The 19,204-nt window shown below is 71.5% G+C and carries 14 protein-coding genes; 8 read left to right on the forward strand and 6 right to left on the reverse strand.

Going from position 1 to position 19,204, the window contains the following annotated elements:
- Window positions 1-90 precede the first annotated feature (90 nt).
- The gene (locus LCH29_RS17570; protein ID WP_446462659.1) at window positions 91-2,859 is read left to right on the forward strand and encodes a hypothetical protein; all 2,769 of its coding nucleotides are present in this window, start codon (window positions 91-93) and stop codon (window positions 2,857-2,859) included.
- Between the two features lie 39 nt (window positions 2,860-2,898).
- Here the strand turns inward: LCH29_RS17570 and LCH29_RS17575 are convergent, their stop codons facing one another.
- The 3 genes from LCH29_RS17575 to LCH29_RS17585 form a co-directional block, all read right to left on the reverse strand.
- The gene (locus tag LCH29_RS17575; protein WP_446462660.1) at window positions 2,899-3,360 is read right to left on the reverse strand and encodes a TIGR03668 family PPOX class F420-dependent oxidoreductase; all 462 of its coding nucleotides are present in this window, start codon (window positions 3,358-3,360) and stop codon (window positions 2,899-2,901) included.
- Window positions 3,361-3,485: 125 nt separating this feature from the next.
- Window positions 3,486-4,565 carry a helix-turn-helix transcriptional regulator gene (locus LCH29_RS17580; RefSeq protein ID WP_446462661.1) on the reverse strand — a complete coding sequence of 360 codons (1,080 nt, stop codon included), beginning with the start codon at window positions 4,563-4,565 and terminating at the stop codon, window positions 3,486-3,488.
- Window positions 4,565-5,494, reverse strand: a complete 930-nt coding sequence (locus tag LCH29_RS17585) for a DUF4097 family beta strand repeat-containing protein (RefSeq protein ID WP_446462662.1) — start codon at window positions 5,492-5,494, stop codon at window positions 4,565-4,567. The genes LCH29_RS17580 and LCH29_RS17585 overlap by 1 nt, the downstream gene beginning before the upstream one ends.
- 326 nt (window positions 5,495-5,820) lie before the next feature.
- On the opposite strand from LCH29_RS17585, the gene LCH29_RS17590 reads away from it, so the two are divergent.
- Genes LCH29_RS17590 through LCH29_RS17600 form a run of 3 tightly spaced genes read left to right on the forward strand, consistent with a single transcriptional unit; the run spans window position 5,821 to window position 10,042 of the window.
- On the forward strand, window positions 5,821-8,640 hold the full coding sequence (locus tag LCH29_RS17590) for an AMP-binding protein (RefSeq protein WP_446462663.1): 2,820 nt from the start codon (window positions 5,821-5,823) through the stop codon (window positions 8,638-8,640).
- Between the two features lie 53 nt (window positions 8,641-8,693).
- Entirely contained in the window at window positions 8,694-9,629 is a 936-nt protein-coding gene (locus LCH29_RS17595) for an NAD-dependent epimerase/dehydratase family protein (RefSeq protein WP_446462664.1), read from the forward strand.
- 14 nt (window positions 9,630-9,643) lie between these two features.
- Entirely contained in the window at window positions 9,644-10,042 is a 399-nt protein-coding gene (locus LCH29_RS17600; protein WP_446462665.1) for a nuclear transport factor 2 family protein, read from the forward strand.
- Between the two features lie 87 nt (window positions 10,043-10,129).
- Here LCH29_RS17600 and LCH29_RS17605 read toward each other — a convergent pair whose 3' ends face one another.
- Window positions 10,130-10,750 (reverse strand): malonic semialdehyde reductase, encoded by a 621-nt coding sequence (locus tag LCH29_RS17605; protein WP_446462666.1) that lies wholly within the window; start codon window positions 10,748-10,750, stop codon window positions 10,130-10,132.
- A gap of 133 nt (window positions 10,751-10,883) precedes the next feature.
- Between LCH29_RS17605 and LCH29_RS17610 the strand changes: the two genes are divergently transcribed.
- Together LCH29_RS17610 and LCH29_RS17615 are read left to right on the forward strand one after the other, a co-directional pair.
- Window positions 10,884-11,546, forward strand: a complete 663-nt coding sequence (locus tag LCH29_RS17610) for a TetR/AcrR family transcriptional regulator (protein WP_446462667.1) — start codon at window positions 10,884-10,886, stop codon at window positions 11,544-11,546.
- Window positions 11,547-11,566: 20 nt separating this feature from the next.
- Window positions 11,567-12,382, forward strand: coding sequence for an AfsR/SARP family transcriptional regulator (locus LCH29_RS17615; RefSeq protein ID WP_446462668.1), 816 nt, complete (start codon window positions 11,567-11,569; stop codon window positions 12,380-12,382).
- 53 nt (window positions 12,383-12,435) lie between these two features.
- Here the strand turns inward: LCH29_RS17615 and LCH29_RS17620 are convergent, their stop codons facing one another.
- Both LCH29_RS17620 and LCH29_RS17625 read right to left on the reverse strand, forming a co-directional pair.
- Window positions 12,436-12,618, reverse strand: a complete 183-nt coding sequence (locus LCH29_RS17620; RefSeq protein ID WP_179936725.1) for a DUF6104 family protein — start codon at window positions 12,616-12,618, stop codon at window positions 12,436-12,438.
- A gap of 64 nt (window positions 12,619-12,682) precedes the next feature.
- Window positions 12,683-13,978 carry an XRE family transcriptional regulator gene (locus LCH29_RS17625; protein ID WP_446462669.1) on the reverse strand — a complete coding sequence of 432 codons (1,296 nt, stop codon included), beginning with the start codon at window positions 13,976-13,978 and terminating at the stop codon, window positions 12,683-12,685.
- Between the two features lie 261 nt (window positions 13,979-14,239).
- Here LCH29_RS17625 and LCH29_RS17630 point away from each other — a divergent pair, with 261 nt between their 5' ends.
- Together LCH29_RS17630 and fxsT are read left to right on the forward strand one after the other, a co-directional pair.
- A complete protein-coding gene (locus LCH29_RS17630) occupies window positions 14,240-15,349 on the forward strand; it encodes a methyltransferase domain-containing protein (RefSeq protein ID WP_446462670.1) in 1,110 nt (369 codons plus the stop codon).
- Window positions 15,350-15,555: 206 nt separating this feature from the next.
- A complete protein-coding gene (gene fxsT / locus LCH29_RS17635) occupies window positions 15,556-19,167 on the forward strand; it encodes an FxSxx-COOH system tetratricopeptide repeat protein (RefSeq protein WP_446462671.1) in 3,612 nt (1,203 codons plus the stop codon).
- Window positions 19,168-19,204 lie beyond the last annotated feature (37 nt).

The following is a 19,204-nucleotide window of genomic DNA, read 5'->3' on the forward strand; positions in this document are numbered from 1 at the left end:
CGGTCAAGAGTGATGTATTGCCATCACTCTCGGTGAAGGGTCTGGTGCTCTCCGAAGTCGGCGCGGATAATCGTGCCCGGGGGGATGCACATGACTACTTCAGTACCACCGTTGCCGAAAATCGAGTTGCTGATCGACGCGCTCGAACAGCTCGTCACCCTGCCGCCGGGCCGCCGCGGTCCGGCGCCGCAGATCCTGCTCACCCAGCTGACCGAGGGACCCGAGGCCGGGCGGATCGCGGACGGCCTGTGCGCGCGCTTCAGCGCGGGCGGCCGCGCCCGCGTTCCGTTCGCCCAGGTGGCGGGCGAGGCCGAGGCCCCGCGTCAGGAGCACGTGGGGGTGACGTTCCAGAAGATCGAGGAGGAGCTGCTGCGCAACCGGCCCGGTGGCTTCGGCCGACTGCGGCTGCCGCAGTTCCGGCTGATGTGCGGCATCGTCGAGGCCGACCTCGCCGGATGCCCGTCCGGCACCCAGGCCACGGAGTTGCGCAACCGGAGCTACGAGGCGCACTGCGCCCGCTCGGTCTTCCTGCGCGCCCTCCAAGCCGTGAGCGGCGGGGAGGAGCCGCCGCCGAGCATCCCGGGCACCGCCTGGTACTGGCTGCGCCGACCGCTGTTCGGCCTGCTGCCGCGCTGGTGGTACGGGCGGCGCCATGGCCGCCGGATGACCCGCAAGGGCAGCTGGTACCGCACCTGGGCCGAACTGCCCGAGGGCGGGCCCGGCTTCTTCGCCGACGCCTGTCGGCTGACCGTGGGCGCGCCCGGCGCCGCGCGGCGCGAGCCGATCGTCGATGTGCTGCTGCGGGCGCTGCTCGCCGACCTGGAGCGGGCCTTCCGCCATCCCCGGCTCTCGCCGTGGGGGCGGCGTCGCCGCCATCGCGTGGTCCTCGTCTTCCCGCAGCCCCCGGCCATCGGTGACGACACCGGGCGGCTGCTGGAGCAGTTCCCCCAGGCGGTCGAGCACACGGGATGCACCGGGGTCATGCTGATGGCCGCGGTGTCCCCGGGCCGGGAGCGCACCGAGACCTTCGCCGAAGCCGCCATCACGCTGAAGTCCTGGATCGGGACCACCGGTGCGGGCGGCGCCCGGGTGGTCCGGGTGGGCGTCGAACCGCATGCGGACGACGAGGACGCGGCCCGCTGGCTCGGCCGCTATCCGGAGATCGCCGTCGGCAGAAGCCGTTCCGACGCGGCGCCGCGGGTGGAGGCCGCGGTCGCGGCGGTGGCGGGTATCACCGTGCTCGGGCTGCTCGGCGGCTATGGCGTGGCCTGGCTGACAGCGCGCAGCGACACCGCCTGCCTCGGGGGCAGCGGCGCCTCGGCGACCCCGGCCCCGGTCCCTACCGCGTCCGCGTCTGCGTCCGTGTCTGCGTCCGGTGGCAAGGGCGATGGGCGGAGCCGCCCGCCGAACCGGAGTCCGCGGGCCGTCTACGGCGACGCGGTGGCCGCCATCACCCGGCAGAACAAGCGGGCCGACAAGGCGGCCCGCTCCGGCGACATGGTCCGGACGGTCGGCTATCTGGGGGTGCCGGTGACCGCGGACGGCTGGGACGAGGCCAAGTACAGCGGCGCCATCCCCGAGGTGCGCGGCATCGCGCTGGCCCAGGAGGAGATCAACGAACAGGCGGATCAGCAGAAGAGCAGCAAGGTCTGGCTGAAGGTCCGTCTGATGGACGCGGGCGAGCGCTTCACCCGGGCGCCCGCGGCGGCCAGAGCACTGGCGAAGGAGGTCGCGGAGGCCGAGCGCGCCGGGAACGGTGAGCAGTTCCTGGGCGTGGTCGGCCTCGGCCAGAGCCGCCCGGGCACGCTGAGCGCGCGGAACATCCTCGCCGGGGCCGGACTGCCCATGATCGGCACCGCCGCGACGGCCGAGGAGATGCAGCGCTCGCCGATGTACCGCCAGGTCGCCCCCGACAACCACCGGGAGGCGCGGATCGCGGCGAACTTCGCGCGGCACGCCAATATCGTGCAGACCGCGCCCGGGACCTGTGCCCCCGCCAAGAAGGCGGTGGTGATCGGAGATCCGACCGACATCTACAGCGCGAATCTGAGCGACCGGTTCGCCGAGGAATTCGAGGACGTCCACCGCATCTGGTATCCGGTCCAGCGCCCGTCCGCCGCGCCGCCCCCGAAACGCAAAGGCCAAGGGGGCGAATGGGTCTCCCATACCTCGCAGATGGCCGACAGCATATGCCGGAGGCTCAAGGAGGAACCGCGCACGGTGGTGTACTGGGCGGCCCGCGCCCATGAATTCGAGAATTTTCTCGATGACTTCGACCGGCGCACCGGCTGCAACGGCCAATCGACCGTGCTCGGCGGCAACGACCTCGACAACGCGGTGGTCGAGCAGCAGCGTCCCAGCGAGAAGCACCTCAGGCTGCGGCTGTACTACGCGGCGCAGGCCCTGGCGAAGGGCAGCTCGCCCAATGTGAAGGGCGATGAGTTCCGCCGGAGGTACCACGACGCCTACGGGAGCGACCTGTGGAGCAACGACGCCCGGGTGCCGCTCGCCTCGGACGCGCTCGGTGTGCTGTCCGAGGGGATCAACGCGGCGTACCAGAGCGCGGGCACGGCGCCCTTCGGGCGGGGCGGAGTGCAGTCGGCGCTGGAGCGAGGGGCGGGCGGAGCGGAGGGGCTGCGCGGGGCCACCGGTTCGCTGATCTACGGCGAGGGCGCCAAGGTGCCTGTCAACAAGCGGCTGCTGATCCTGCACGACACCAGGGGCGGGTCGCCGGAGATCGCGCTGGAGTGCGGGATACGCGACAGCGGGGACGAGGCGAAGACCTGGGGCCCCAGGAGTGCGTTCGACTGTCCGCGCGACCAGGAGGACGACGGGGACGGCAAGGGGGACGACGACTGAGACGAAGGGGACCGCGACAAGGGGAGGGGCGACGACTGATCAGCGGTCCGGCTGTTCCTCGGCGAATGCCCAGCCCGACCACCGGGTGACCTCGATGGCGATCACCGGTCCGCGCGGCGGCCGGTCGGCGTACTGCGGGTACTTGTCGACCAGTCGCCGCACCGGGTCCTCCCGTTCGGCCGCCGCCTCGGCCGGGACGATCCGGGCCCGGCCGTCGGCCCGCACCCACCACAGCTGCCGCCAGTCCTCGTCGTAGTGGTCGACCAGGAGGGAGACCGCCGGGTTGGTGTGGATGTTGCGCAGCCGCTTCAGGTCCTGGTGGCGCTTGGGTTTGTGGTCCACGGCGGTGACCACGGTGTCCATGCCATCGGCGCCGTCCGGGGCGGTGAGCGCGAAGGTGGCGGGCACGAGATGCGGTCGGCCGTCCTCGTCCGTGGTGGCCAGCCGCAGCACCCGGGCGCGGGCGAAGCGCCGCCGCGCCTCGGGGGTCTCCAGTCGCATACCGGCGAGGCTACTGCGGCGCTCCGTCCCGTGGCCGGACGAAGCGCCGCCGGGCAACGCGCCGCCGGGCAACGCGCCGCCGGGCAACGCGTCGCCGGACGAAGCGCCGCCGGGCGCGCCCGGGTCTACTCCTTGGCCGGGCCGCGCAGCAGACGAGTGATCCGGGCCGCCGTCGCCGCCAGCTGACGGTGAGCGTCGGCCAGGTGGGCATCGGTCACCCCGTGGTCCCGGGCGGTGTCGCGGATGTCGTCGCGGAAGCGGTCGAGCAGCCGGTCCAGGTCGCGGGCGGGGTTGCCTGACGGGGTGAATTCCCCGGCCCATGCGGGCTCGGCCGGCGCGCCGCCCTCGCCGCCGCCCTCGGTGGCGGCGCCGGTGGCGTCCTGCGGGGCGGCGTCGGGGCCCGGTTGCGGTGCCTCCGCGCGCGGGGCGGTGGTCTTCGTTCCCTCGTCCGCGTCCGTCCACCCCGAGGGGGACGTGCCCTGCCGGGAGAGGCGGCCCATGCTGCGCGACACCTCGGCCAGCCCGTCCCGCACCGCCCGCTGCCAGTCGCCCGCCCGGATGTGCTCCTGGGTCTGCTCCTGGACGCGCCGGGCGACCCGCTGGACCTCCTCGATCGCGAACTCCTGTGCGTCCTTCGCCTGCTTACGGGCGCGCTGGGCGTCCTGCCGGGCGCGGCGGCTCTCCTCCTTCGCGCGGCGGGCCTGCTCCTTCCACTCGTCCTTCGCCCGCCGCAGCTCCTCCTTCGCCTGCCGCCAGCCCTCGCTGTTGTCCCACGAACCCCCTTCCCAGGGAGCGTGTTTGCCCTCGCCGCCGGAGGTGCGGGCCTGCTGGGCGGCCTCCCGCATCTCCCGCCGCAGGTCGTCGGCGGAGCCGCGCACGTCCTCGCGGATCTCGGCGGCGAGTTCGGCCACCGATTCGCGGATCTCCAGCTCCAGGTCGGCCAGCTCGCCGCTGCGGTCGGCCAGTTCGGCGCGTCCGGCGTCGGTGATGGAGTAGACCTTGCGGCCGCCTTCGGTGGTGTGGGTGACCAGGCCCTCGGCCTCCATCTTGGCCAGGCGCGGATAGACGGTGCCGGCGGAGGGCGCGTACAGCCCCTGGAAGCGCTCCTCCAGCAGCCGGATGACCTCGTACCCATGGCGCGGGGCCTCGTCGAGCAGCTTGAGCAGGTACAGGCGGAGTCGGCCGTGGGCGAATACGGGGGGCATCAGAGGACCTTTCCCTGGGAGCCGCCGGTGGTGCCGGTGCCGCCGGTGAAGCCGGTGCTGTCAGCGCTGTCAGTGCCGCCGGAGCCGCCGGTGCTGTCGTCGCCGTCCTCGTCGGTGGGCGGGCGCCGCAACAGCGCGATCGCGCCGGAGACGGTGGTGGCCTTGAGCCTGCCCCGGCCCGAGCCCAGGTTCCCGGTGATCCGCTTGGCGCCCCACTGGCCGGTGACGCGCAGGTCCTCGAAGGCGTTGGAGACGGGCCCGCTCGCGGTGTTGGCCTCGATCCTGGCGTCGGCGGGGTGCGGCAGCCGGATGGCGATCTCACCGGAGACGGTGGTGAGGCTGATGTCCGCGTGCTGGGCGGTGGGGGCGAGGTCGAGCACCATGTTGCCGCTGACGGAGTCGGCCTTCACGACCGGGCCCGAGCCCTCGATCACGGTGAGGTCGCCGGAGACCGAGTTGAAGCGCAGATCGCCGGTGACGGCCTGGGCCTCGACCCGGCCGGAGACGGTGTCCGCGCGCACCGGACCGGTCAGCCCGACGAGGGTGGCGTCGCCCGATACGCCGCGCAGATCCGTCCGGCCGCTCAGCCCGGAGGCGACGGCGGAGGCGTTGACCACCCCGATCGAGGCGGCGGTGCCGGTGGGCACGGCGAGGGTGACATGGACGGTGCGGTGGAAGCCCTTGCGGTCGAGCCACTTGAGCAGGCCCTTCCAGGGGAGGTCGTCATACGCGACGCTCAGGGTGCCGTCCTCCAGGGTCACCTTCAGCGGTGGGCCCTCGATCTCGGAGAGCTCCAGGCGTGCCGGGCCCCCGTCGGTCCCGACGACGTTGACCGTGCCCTCCACGATGCGGACGTGAAGCGCGGAGACGGGCTCGTCGAAGGTGAGCTTCTGTGGTTCGCCGAACGACCACTCTGACCGGGCTGACATCCCCTGGCCTCCCTGGCTGGATGCGGTCACGCAACATATCGTGTCTCGATAGACACGATATATCGTGGATCGCTGGAGTCAAGCCCCTCGCGGGCAGGGGTGGAGGCTCCCGGGCCCGGGCGCTCATTACCGCAGGTATGTATCCCGTGTGAAGTACGGCGGTGGTTTCCATGTGACATAAATCGCCCGGTGCCAAGGCCAATGCTGCTCCAGGGATTACCGCTAGAGCATCACTAGAGCGCTGGTGGAGCGTCATGGAATACGAATGTTCGAGGCTGTTACCTTCGTGCCTTCAGAAATCGGGAAGGAAGAGGGCAGTGAAGGTAATGGCGTCACAACCCTTGAAATACTCGGTACCAAACGATTCTCAGGATCTGCGCTCCGTTGCCCAGTTGCTCTTGCGGGCAGCGCATCACCACCCCGATTCCGGGGTACGTTACGTGACCGCCGAGGCGGGGCGCGACGCAACACGCCAGTCCTATCCGGAACTTCTGCAATCCTCGCTGCAACTCCTCGCACCGCTCCGCGGGCACGGGCTGCGGCCGGGCGACACGGTGGCCCTGCTGCTGGACGGCCAGCGGGAATTCCTGACGGTCCTCTGGGCCTGCCTGCTGGGCGGGTTCGTGCCGTGCCCGATGGTGCCGATCTCCGGCGACCCGGCTCGCTGGTCCGCACAGCTTTCCCATGTCAACCAGCTGTTGGACCGCCCGCTGCTGGTCACCACCGAGGCGATGAGCGCCGAGCTGCCGGACGTGCCCGGGCTCGCCGTGACCACGGTGGAGCACCTGCGGGACGCGGAGGACGCACCCGCCGCCGGCGGCGGATCGTCGCCCGAGGTGCACCTCGCGGCACCGGAGGATCTCGCCCTGCTGGTGCTGACCTCCGGCTCCACCGGGAATTCCAAAGCGGTCATGCTCACCCACGGAAACCTTCTCGCATCCATGGCGGGAAAGGCCGGGAAGCAGCGGCTCACGGAGGCCGATACCACCTTCAACTGGATTTCCTACGACCATGTCGCCGCGCTGCTGGAAGCGCATATGCTGCCGCTGTACGTCGGCGCCGAACAATTGCATGCGGAAGCGTCGGTCGTCCTTGAGGAACCGCTCAATTTCCTCCGCATCATCTCCCGTCACAAGGTCACGATGACCTTCACCCCGAATTTTCTCCTCGGCCCGCTGAATACATCGGTGCGGGATCTGCCCGAGGAGATAGCGGCGGGCGGCGAAGCGCTCGACCTGAGCTCGCTGCGGCATATCGTGAGCGGCGGCGAGGCCAACGTCGTCGCCACCGGCGAGGCGTTCCTCGCCCACTACGCCCCGTACGGCCTGCGGCCCTCCGCCCTCTGGCCCGCCTTCGGGATGACCGAGACCTGCGCCGGGTCCGTGTACAACCGTGCCTTTCCCGTCACCGACGTGGGCCAGGAGTTCGCCAACCTCGGCACCCCCGTCGAGGGGCTGAGCATCCGGGTCGCCGACGACGACCACCGGCCGCTGCCCGCGGGCGAGGTCGGGGAGCTCCAGCTCAGCGGGCCGATGATCACCGGCGGCTACTACCGCGACGAGGCCGCCACCAAGGAGGCCTTCACCCCCGACGGCTGGTTCCGCAGCGGCGACCTCGGCCGCATCGACAACGGTCGGCTGACCCTCGTCGGACGCAGCAAGGACAGCATCATCGTCAACGGCGTCAACTACTTCAGCCACGAGATCGAGGCCGCGCTGGAGCAGCTCGACGGGGTGGCGGGCGGCTATGTCGCGGCGTTCCCCACCCGCCGCCCGGGCAGCGACACCGAGCAGTTGGTGATCGCGGTCCACCCCGAACTCGCGGATGACGACGAGCCGGGACTGCACCGCCTGATCACCGCGGTGCGCTCCACCGTGGTGATCCACTGGGGCTTCCGCCCGTTCCTCATCCTGCCGCTGCCCAAGGACGCGTTCCCCAAGACCAGTCTGGGCAAGACGCTGCGCCGGCGGATGCGGAAGCGGCTGGAGTCCGGCGGCTTCGACGACGTCATCGCGCGGGTGGCGGAGCTGACCACCCGGCGCCTGGGCGGTTACACCCCGCCCGAGGGCGAGACGGAACGGATCCTCGCCGAGATCTACGCCGAGATGTTCGACACCGACCCGGAGGGCATCAGCGCGACGGCGAGCTTCTTCGACCTCGGCGGCACCTCACTGGACATCCTGCGGCTGCGGCACCAGGTCACCCGGCGGCTCGGGGTGGCGGATCTGCCGATCATCACCGTGCTCACGGCGCCCTCGGTGCGGCAGCTCGCCGCCCGGCTGACCGGGGGCGGCACGCCCGATGCCGAGGCGTACGACCCGATCGTGCCGCTCCAGACGGGCGGCGCGAAGACCCCGCTGTTCTGTGTGCACCCGGGCGTCGGCGAGGTCCTGGTCTTCGTCAACCTCGCCAAGTACTTCGTCGGCGACCGGCCGTTCTACGCGCTGCGCGCCCGCGGGTTCAACGAGGGGGAGAGGCCCTTCGAGAGCTTCCAGGAGATGGTGGACTGCTATGTGCGGGCCATCCGCGCCCGGCAGCCGCACGGCCCGTACGCGATCGCCGGGTATTCGTACGGCGGCGCCGTGGCCTTCGAGATCGCCAAGGCGCTGGAGGCGGAAGGCGAGCGCGTCGACTTCACCGGCAGCTTCAACCTGCCGCCGCACATCAAGTACCGCATGGACGAACTCGACTTCGTCGAGACCGCCGCCAACCTGGCCTTCTTCCTCGACCTGATCAACAAGAAGCAGTCCCTCGACCTCCCGGGCGAGCTGCGCGCCCTGCCCCGGCGGGAACAGCTCGCGCATCTGCTGGGGATCGCCCCGCAGCGGCGGCTGGCCGAACTCGACCTGGACCTGGACAAGTTCTCCGCCTGGGCGGAGCTGGCCCACGGGCTCACCGGCCTGGGCCGCACCTACCAGCCCAGCGGCACCACCCGGTCCATGACGGTCTTCTACGCCATCCCGCTGCGCGGCACCAAGGAGGACTGGCTGAACAACGAGCTCCGCAGATGGGACGAGCACACCACGGAGCCGAACCGGTACATCGACGTACCCGGTGAGCACTACACCCTCATGGGTCCCCAGCACGTCGCGGCCTTCCAGGCCATCCTCCGCAAGGAGCTGGACCGCGCGCTGGGCGACGGATGACCGGAGCCACCGCGGACCGCGGCACGGTAGGCACAACAGAGGAGAAGAGCACGGTGGAAGGCAAGAAGATCCTGGTCACCGGCGCCACCGGGCAGGTCGCCCGGCCGGTGGCCGAGGCGCTGGCGGCACACAACGAGGTGTGGTGCCTGGGCCGGTTCGGCACCCCCGGCGTCGAGGAGGAACTGCGCGCCCGCGGCATCACCACCTTCCGCTGGGACATGAACGACCTGGGGGAGTCGGGGTACGAGGGGCTGCCGGACGACTTCACCCATGTCTTCCACTCTGCGGTGCGGCGCGGCGAGGACGGCGACTACAACGCCGCCGTCGAGGTCAACTCCATCGCCACCGGACGGCTGATGACCCACTGCCGCACCGCCGAATCGTTCCTGTTCGTCTCGACCGGCGCGCTCTACAAGCGGCAGACCCTCGACCACCCGTATGCCGAGGACGACCCCATCGACGGCGTGGCCGACTGGCTGCCCTGCTACCCCGTGGGCAAGATCGCCGCCGAGGGCACGGCGCGCGCGTTCGCCGGGGTGCTGAACCTGCCGACCACCATCGCCCGGCTCAACATCGCGTACGGCCCGGGCGGCTACGGCGGGGTGCCGATGCTGTACTTCAAGCGGATGCTCGCGGGCGAGCCGATCCCGGTGCCCGTCGAGGGCCAGAACTGGTGCTCGCTGCTGCACACCGACGACCTGGTCGCCCAGGTCCCCGCGCTGTGGGCGGCCGCGGCGTCCCCGGCCACCCTCGTCAACTGGGGCGGCGACGAGCCGGTCGGGATGACCGATCTGGTGCGGTACCTGGAGGAGCTGAGCGGGATCGAGGCGCGGCTCGTCCCGAGCGAGGTGACGAGGGAGACGTACCAGTTCGCCCCCGCGCGCCGCCGGGAGATCACCGGGCCGTGCCGGGTGCCGTGGCGCGAGGGCGTACGCCGCACGCTCCACGCCCTGTACCCCGAGCACATCAAGCCGCAGTACGCCGCCTGAGGAGGACGAAGACCGTGGCATCACGAAACATCGAGGCCATCCGTGCCGCCTACGCGGGATTCCGGGACCGCGACATCGAGGGGATCCTGTCGGCCATGCACCCGGACGTCGAGTGGGTCCACCCGGCCGGGATGGCGAAGTACGGCCTCGGCGGCACCAAGCTGGGCCACGCGGGGATCAAGGAGTTCCTGGCGCACGTCCCGAGCGTGCTGGGCGGGATGACGCTCGCGCCGGAGGAGTTCATCGAGCAGGGCGACCGGGTCGTGGTGTTCGGCACCCGGGACGTGACGTCGCGCGGCGGCAGAACCGTGACCCTGGACTTCGTCCACTCGTGGACGATGCGGGACGGCAAGGCGACGAGGATGGAGGACATCTTCGACACCGTGGCGTTCCACGACCTGATCGAAAGCTGACGACGACCGCTTCTCCACGGACTCAGGCCGCCCGCCCTCGTTGCCGCGAGGGCGGGCGGCCCGCCTGTGGGGGGAACCGATCGTGGGTCAGACGGTGGTGACGACCTCGTCGTACTCCAGCCGCGGCAGACGGCCCATCCAGGCGTCCGGGCCCGGCTTGCCGATGTTGACGACGCAGATCGCCCGGTGGCGGCCGTCGCTGAAGAACTCCTTCGACACGGCGGCGGCATCGAAGCCGATCATGGGTCCGGCGGCCAGCCCGGCGGCGCGCACGCCGAGGATGAAGTAGCCCACCTGGAGCGCGGCGTTGAACCGCGCGGACCCCTCCCGCATGCCCGGGTCCGCGAAGATGGCCTGCGGGTTCTCCATGAACGGCACGAGCCGCGGCAGCTCCTCGTGGAAGTCCAGGTCCGCGGCGAGGACGGCCACCAGCGGCGCCTTCGCCGTCTTCTCCTGGTTACGCCCCGTCATGTGCGTCACCAGCCGTCCGCGGGCCTCCTCCGACCGCACCATGACGATGCGCAGCGGCTGCTGGTTCATCGAGGTGGGCGCGTACTTCGTCAGCTCGTAGATGGCGCGGACCTGGTCCTCGGTCACCGGCTCGTCGGTGAAGGTGTTGGCCGTACGGGCCTCCAGGAACAGCTGGTTCTGCGCCTCCGGCGCGAGGGTGAGGTGCCGCAGGGCATCGCTGTTCTCCGGTGCGCTCATGGAGCTTCTCCTCAGGGTGCGTACGCGATGGTGAATTAAATGGACTGGACGGGCTAGTCCATCGCAGTGATGGAAGGCTAGACTCACAGGTCCATCGAGGGCAAGGCCGGCTGACAGCGAGGAGGTTGGACCGTTGCGGACGGACAACGGTCCGCGGCGCGGTGCCGCGGGACGGCCGGCGGGCCCGCAACCCGCCAAGCGCCAGGCGATATTGGAGGCGGCCGTCGCCGTCTTCCTGCGCGAGGGCTACACACGGGCCGGTGTCGACGTCATAGCGGACCAGGCCAGGGTCTCCAAGCAGACCGTCTACAACCACTTCGGCGACAAGGAGCGGCTGTTCCTCGCCGCCGTCGACGGTGAACGGGAGCGGGTCGCCGCGGGCTTCGCCCCCGCGTCGCTCAGCGCCCCCTCCGCGCAGGACGACGAGCGGGACGTCCGCGCGGCACTCACCGCCTTCGGCCACCGCGTCCTCGACGTACTCCTCGACGAACGTGCCTCCGCGCTGCGCCGCCTGATCATCGCCGAAGTCGCCCGCCACCCCGCGCTGCGCCCGGCCTGCGCCGAGGGCGAGCCCCAGCAAATGGTGAAGTACCTGGCCGAAATGCTCGGCCGCCGCACCGACCGGGGCGAGCTGGACGTCCCCGACCCCGCCTCCGCCGCCCAGCAGTTCGTGGCCCTGGTCGTCCAGCAGGGCCTGTACCAGTCGATGTACGGCACCCGCCCGATCGCCGCCGTCGATGCCACGGCCATCTGCGAGAAGGCCGCCGACCTGATTGTCCGCGCGTACCGCACATGACGTGCGAGGAGGTGGCACCCATGCGTGCGAACGTTCTCGGACCGCTGACCCTGCGCCACGGCGCTCTGTCCGGAGTCCCCAGCGCGATGAAACCGCGCAAAGTCCTGTCCTTGCTGCTGCTCAGCGACGGCCGCATGGTGCCGGTGCAGTCGCTGATGACAGAGCTGTGGGGCGACCAGCCGCCGCGCACCGGGCTCACCACGCTCCAGACGTACATCCTGCACCTGCGCAAACTGCTCGCCCAGGTGCTCGGCACGTCCTCCGCCGCGGTCACCCGTGACGTCCTCCAGACCAGGCCCGGCGGCTATGCGTTAGTTTTGCGCCCCAACCAGCTCGACGTCCACGACTACCGCGCCCTCGTCGCCCAGGCCGAATGCGCCCTGGAGGTCGGCGACGAACGCGCCGCCGACACCGCCTTCCGGCAGGCCCTCGCCCTCTGGCAGGGCCCCGCCCTGGTCGACGTCACCCCGCACGGCCGCCCGCTCCAGGCCGAGGTCGCCCGGCTGGAGCAGTCCCGGCTCACCGTCATCGAGCGCGGCATCGAGACCCGGCTGCGGCTCGGCAGCCATCTCGAAGTGCTCAGCGACCTCGCCTCGCTCGTCGTCGAACACCGCTTCCACGAGGGCCTGCACAGCCAGTACATGCTGGCCCTCCACCGCTCCGGCCAGCGCACCCGCGCCCTCGGCGTCTACCAGCGGCTGCGCATGACCATGACCGAGGAACTGGGACTGGAGCCCTCCGCCAAGCTCCAGCGCCTCCAGCAGGCCGTCCTGGTCTCCGACCCCCGCCTCGACCACGAGGCGGGCACCCCGGGCCGCGGCCCGGTAGTGGCGTAACGCCTACGCCTGCGCTTGCGCCGACGCCGGTGCCCCCGGCTCCGGCGACGTCCTCAGATGTCGTCGTCCTCGTCCTCGAGCCGCGCCAGCCAGGTCGCCAGCCGCTCCACCGGCACTTCGAAGTCCGGGTTCAGGTCGACGAACGTCCGCAGCTGCTCGGCGAGCCACTCGAAGGTGACCTGCTCGTCGCCGCGTCGCTGCTCCAGCTCCTCGATGCCGCGGTCGGTGAAGTACAAGGGTTCGCTCCGGGGTGGGTGTGGTGGACCTACCGGCCCAGGATATGCGGCCCCGCCCGGACACTCAGCCGCAGTCGGCCAGTGCGTCGATCAGGCCCCGCGCCTGGGGCGCCCCGCGCCGGAGGAGCAGCACGGCGGTGGTGTTCAACTCGTTCCAGGCGTGCGGCCGCCCCACGTCCGAGGCGTCGGCGGTGCAGCCGAGCGCGGTGTCCGCGGCCGCGTCGGCTTGACCGGCGGCTGCGAGCGCGTGCGCGAGGCACGCGCTGAACCAGGCTCGATCGCGTCGGTACTGGGTGGAAAGCGCGTCAACGCCGGTGCGCAGCAGATCGACGGCGGTGTCCCAGCGGTGCAGATGCATCTCGGCCATGCCGCGCTGAAGGGTGAACCAGTTCTCGCCGTAGAAGTACATCCAGGGCGGCTCGTCCTCCGGCCGCTCGGCGGCGCGGGCGATGAGGTGCTGCGCCTCGTCGAGGAGACGATGCGCCGCGTCGGCTTCCCCGTTCAGCGCGTGTCCGCGGGCCTCCATCTGGGCCGCCATGCCCTGGACGCCCCGTGAGGTCCCGGGGGAGGCCCAGCGGGCGGCCTGCGCCAGTCGGGCGCAGCGGCGGCCGTCGCCCGCCGACCAGGCCAGGTGTGCCTTCATACTGAGCGTCGTGGCCGCCATGTCGGCGTCACCCGCTTCCATGGCCCAATCGTGGGAACGGTCGTACCAGGCCAGAGCGGCCGATGAGATCCCCTGGTCCTGCGCCATCCACGCGAGGAACTGCGCGTGCTCGGAGGCGAGCCGTACGACGCGGGTGGCCACGCTCCCCGTGGACGCGTCGTGGAGGCCGACCACGGTGGTCAACTGCTGCCGCATGATCCCGACGAGCGGGCGCGAACCGATGTCGTCCTCCGCCTTACGGTGCTCGGCGAGCAGGCGGTCGAGCCAGTCGAGGGTCGCGCTGTCGGCGCGGGCGTCGCCCCGTACGGTCTTCGTCAACCGATCGAGCAGATCGGGATCCGGGGCGAGGGACGGCAGCTCGAGCGATGCGATGGGGGCCGTTTCGTCAGCGGCCGCTCGTGGCTGGTCGCTTTCCCAGGGGCGGGGGCTGAGGCCCACCAGGTGGCCTGGGATGCGTAATGCGTCGGCGATCTGCGTGATCTTTTCGTACGTCGTGATCGAGCCCTCGCCCCGGGCCTTGCCCACGCGCTCCGGCTTGATGCCGCAGGCGTCCGCGATCTTCGAGAAGTTGATCCCGCCCCATTGCCGGGCCAGCTTGAAGACGGTCCCGAAATCATGGCGCTCCAGCGCCCTCCGTACGTCGGAGCGATCGAGGACGTGGGGAGGAAGTGCGGCGGGTGAGAGGTAGTTGGACATGTGATTCCCGAGTTCCGGTGGCGAGAAGGGGATATCAGCAGTCTCAAGCCGGATTGTACCCATCATGGGGATACCTCTGATGGGGAATCGGGAGCTTCCCCGGAGCGGCACGCTGGTGATACGGGCAATCGAAGGGACCAATTCCATGGGTGATCACGGGAAGCCGCCGGCGCCGAACCCGCAGCCTCCGCAGCCGTCGCCACGGGACAGCGACGGTCAGCATCCGGATGTGTCGAGGCCCGGAGGCGGGACGCATCGCGGATGAGCCACGACGCGCTTCGGGTCCAGGCCGCCGAGGCACTCGACGGCCTGGAGGGATTTGCCGAGCCGTGGATGCGGGAGGCGTTTCTCAAGGTGCCGCGCCACGCCTTCCTCCCCGACACGGTGTGGGTGTGGCGAGACGACGCCTACCGTCCGCTGCGCGCCGCCGATGACCCCGGCGCCTGGGCCGCGCTGGTCCACGATCCGCTGGCGTCCGTCGTCACTCAGGTCGACGACGGGGCGGCCGGGACCGAGGGCACGCTGCCGACCAGCTCCATCAGCGCCCCCGACGCCGTGTTCACGATGCTCGCCGCCGCGGATGTGCGCCCCGGTATACGGGTGTTGGAGATCGGCACCGGCACGGGCTACAACGCCGCCCTGCTGTGCGAACGGGCCGGTGCGGCGAACGTGACGTCGGTGGAGGTCGACGCAGGGCTCGCGGAGGCGGCCACGCGGCGGCTGGCCGAGGCCGGGTACCGCCCGCGCGTGGTCGTCGCGGACGGGGAGGGCGGCTGGGCGCCCGGGGCCCCGTACGACCGGGTGCTGTGCACGGCCTCGCTCCAGCGTGTCCCCTTCGCCTGGGTGGAGCAGACCCGCCCCGGCGGGCTCGTCGTCACGCCGTGGAAGACGACGCTCCAGCCGCACGGGATGGTGCGCCTCCACGTCGCGGACGACGGCGCCTCGGCGAGCGGCCACTTCGATCAGCCGATGTCGTTCATGGATCTGCGCGGCCAGCGGCGGCCGGACAACCCGCTCCATGAGGTGTACACCCCCGCGTCCTGGGAGGAGAGCCGCGACAGCCGGACCGCACTCGATCCGTCGTTCCTCGATACCGACTTCCACGCCCGCTTCGCGCTGGGGCTCCGGCTTCCCGGAGTGCACTGGGCCAGCGACGGATGGCTCGCCACCACCGATTCGTGGGCGTACGTCCGGGACGGGCACGTCCAGCAGTGGGGCCCGCGTGACCTGTTCGGCGAGCTGGAGCGGGCGTACGAGTGGTGGCGGGAGGCCGGTTCGCCCGAGCTGTACGACTTCGGCCTCACCGTCACCGCCGACGGCCAGACCGCGTGGCTCGGCAGCTCCGGCGCGGTCATTCCGTCGTCCGGCTGAGCAGCCAGGACACCACCGCGCGGACGGCGCCGGTGAGGGCGGCTGCGGTCAGGGTGAGGAGGGCGGTGGGGCGGCGGTTCGGCATCTTCGTCCTGCTTTCGTGAGACCGGCGAGGGCGCCGGGGAGTACGTTCACGATGTGCGGGGCCTGGGGTGTTGCGGCAGACCGCACGTGTTGCAGACGGCCGCAACGGGGGAGGGGCGCCCATGACGGACGAGGTAGCCAGCGGGGAACTGGTGCCGGAGCGGCGGATCGGGGACCTCAAGCCGATCCCCGACAAGGTGAAGCCGGAGTGCCGGGAGCTGGCCCTGAGCCTGCGGGAGCTGTTCGGGGCGGTGGGGGTCTCGCTGCGGGTCTTCGCCGTACGGGTGCGCTACGACGCCGGGACCGTCTCGCGCTATCTCAACGGGACCGTCGTACCGCCCGCCGAATTCGTGGACCAGCTGCTCACCCACGCGGCCAAGGCCACCGGGCGGGCCTCCTCGCCGGAGGTGACGGCCCATGTGCACGCCCTGCAACGGCGGGCGTTGCAGGTCACCAACAGGGTGGGCTGGGAGCTCCAGCGGCTCCGTGACCAGCTCGCCGACGCCGACCGGCAGAGGCAACAGGCCGAGGTGCGGGCGGAGGCGCTGTCGGAGGCGTTGCTGGTACGGCAACAGCGCATCGCCGAGATGGAGGTCGAGCAGCGGCAGAGAGCGGTGTCGGCCTCGATGGAGCGTAACGAGCGGGAGGCGGAGGTCGACCGGCTGCGCGGGGAGCACGAGGGGTTACGCACGGAACGTGACCGGCTGCGCGAGGAAGTCGCCCGCTTGCAGGGAGAGCTGACGCAGGCCAGGCGGCAGGCGCTGGAGGCCGAGCGGCGGTGTGAGGCGCTGGAGCATCAGTTGCAGACGGAGGAGGAGGCGGCCGGGGAGCAGGCCGAGGCCGAGGATCCGGCACAGTACGCGTATGCCTGGGCGCGGGAGCTGGAGCGGGAGCTGACGGCGTTACGGGCCCGGCAGGAAGGTGCCCGTTCCGGGGCCCTGCCTTCGCGGGCTCCCCGTGCATTCGCCGTCGTCCACGCGGACGAGGACCGGCCCTGGGCGGACTGGATCACCCATGTACTGCGAGGGAATGGCCAGCGGGTGGCGGCGCGACGCTGGGACCCCGCGCTTCCTGGGGCGCTGGAGAAGCGCTCCACCGATGAGGTCACCCAGATCCTGTTGTTCAGCGACCGCTTCTTCGCCGCCGGAACCCGCTCGGGTATCGACTGGGAGGAGAACGTCGTCACGATGCGACGCGCCGCCCACCTGCCGACGGCCGTCGTGGTGGGAGACTGCGCGCTGCCGTCCGCCGTGGTTCCGCTGGCACCCCTCGATCTGCGGCGGCTGGGGGCGGTCGCGGCGGAGTATGCCCTGCTGAGCAGGCTGGAGGTGGTGTCAATGCCCGCCTGGCCCGGGACCGCCACCCACGGGCCCCGCTTCCCCGGCAGCGTGCCCGACGTCTGGGACGGAGTGCCGCGCCGCAACCCGCGCTTCACCGGGCGCGACGCGCTGCTCGTCGCGGTGCACGACCGTCTGGAGGCCGCCCCCGCCGACACCGCGGTGGTCGCGCTCGTCGGGCTGCCGGGCATCGGCAAGACGCAGCTCGCCGCCGAGTACGCCCACCGTTTCGCGGGCCGGTACGACATGGTGTGGTGGGCCTCCGGGCATGACCGGCCCATGCTGGAGGGGCGGCTCGCCACGCTCGCCCCGGACGGTGATTCCGTCCGGGCCGCGCTGGACGCCCTGCGCCGGGGCGATCCGTACGAACGCTGGCTGCTGGTCCTCGACGGTGCCGACGACCCGGAGGCCATCGCCGACCTGCTGCCCGCCGGGCGCGGCCATGTGCTGCTCACCTCGCGCAACCGGGCCTGGGCCGACCACTACGCCGAGCTGCTGGACGTCCCGCCGCTGAGCCGGGAGGAGAGCGTCGCGTTCGTACGCCGCCGGGCGCCCCGCATCGGCGCGGAGGACGCGGACCTGCTGGCGGCGGCCGTCGAGGACCTGCCGCTGCCGCTGGACCAGACGGCGGGCTGGCTGGACGGCTCGACGACACCGGTGGCGGAGTACGTCCGCATGGTGAGCGACGGCGAGCCGAACCCGGTGCGGGCCGCGGCGGACTACCCGATGCCGTACCCCTCCACCTTCAAGGACCTGATCACCCGGCTGCGGGAGACCACCAAGGCCGCGGCCGAACTGCTGAACCTGTGCGCCCTCTTCGACCCCGGCCCGGTCCCGCTCGCCCTGCTGCGCGCCGTCCCGGCGGACCAGGTCTCCCCGGCGGTGGCGGCGCTGCTGGAGAATCCGAGCCAACTGGATCTGGCCATGGGCAAGCTGGTGCAGCGGTCCGTGGTGCGGGTGGCGGACGACGCCGTGTGGATGAGCCGCTTCGTACGGGACGCGGTGCGGCGGGCGCCCAGGAATGCCCGGTTGGTGCGCAGGGCACTCGCCATGGCGGACCCGGGCCGCCCCGATGACCCCACCACTTGGCCGCGGTACGCCGAACTCCTCCCGCATCTGGAGTCCTCGGACACCACGTCGCGCGGGACCGTCCTCGGGTTCGTGCGGTATCTGACCCTGAGCGGCGACTACGAGAGGGGCATGCGTCTCGCCGAACGCGTCGGGGGCGACGCTCACGACCTGACGGTGTGCCGCGCCACGCTGCTGCGCGAGACCGGCGACTACGCCAAGGCCGAGGCGCTGGACCGGTCGGTGCTGGTGGACCTCGTCGAGGCCGATGCGCCGGGCGCACCGCTGGCCATGGCCCGGCTCGCCGGTGATCTGCGGGGGCTGGGCCGCTATGACGAGGCCCACCAGCTGGCCTGCCAGCAACGCGACCTGTGTGCCGTGCGCTTCCCGGACGGCGGCTTGGATGCGTGGCTCGGCCACCGGAGCGTGGCACGTTCGCTGCGGATGCTCGGCCGCTGCGCCGAGGCCGCGGAGATCTCCGGAATCGTCTTGGAGGGCCTACGGGACGAGTTGGGCCCGGGGGCGCTGCCGACTCTGTCGGCCGAGACCGACCTCGCCTACGATCTACGGCTTTCCGGCCGCTACGAGGACGCCCTGCTCCTCCAGAAGGCCAGTGGCAAGCGGCATCGCGAGGTCCTGGGTGATGAGCACCCGTGGACGCTGGTCGCCGCGTATCACCGCGGATTGTGCGAGTGGTCGTATGGCGCCACGAAAACCGGCCTGCGCCGGATCCGCGACGTGTGCCGGCGCGCGGAGCGTGTACTCGGCGCAGAGGCCCCGGCATCCCTTGTGATCGCCTCGGGTCTCGCCCGCAACCTGCGGCGAACCGGGAACCTGGGGCAAGCGGCGGAGATCAGCGAGCGCCTGGCGGCCCGTTACGACGGATGGCTGGGGGCCCGGCATCCCTACACCATCGGAGCGCGGGCGAACCGCGCGCTGGTCCTCATGGGAGCGGACGACAGGGCGCGGGCGCTGGAAGAGACCCTGGCGGACATGACTACCGCGCTCGGGCCCCGCCACCCCTGGACGCTGGGCATCGCGCTCAACGCCTCGGCGATCCAGTCACCCACAGACGCCTGCGCGATGAGCCGGGAGACCGCACACCGGGCCGCCAAGGTGCTGGGGGAGCGGCATCCGCTGACCCTGCTGGCCCAGGTCGCGCTGGCCGCGGACCTGCGCGCGATCCGCGGCGGACGGGACGAGGCGGATGTGGTCGAGGAGGTGGCCGTGCGCGGGTTGAACACCGTTTTGGGGCCGGACCATCCCGAGACCGTGGCGGCCCGTGACCGCATCCGGCCCCTTTGGGACTTCGAGCCGCTGCCGATCTAGCAACGCCGTACGCCGGAAGGCCCGGCCCCGCGATGCG

Source organism: Streptomyces sp. BRA346 (assembly GCF_052851135.1).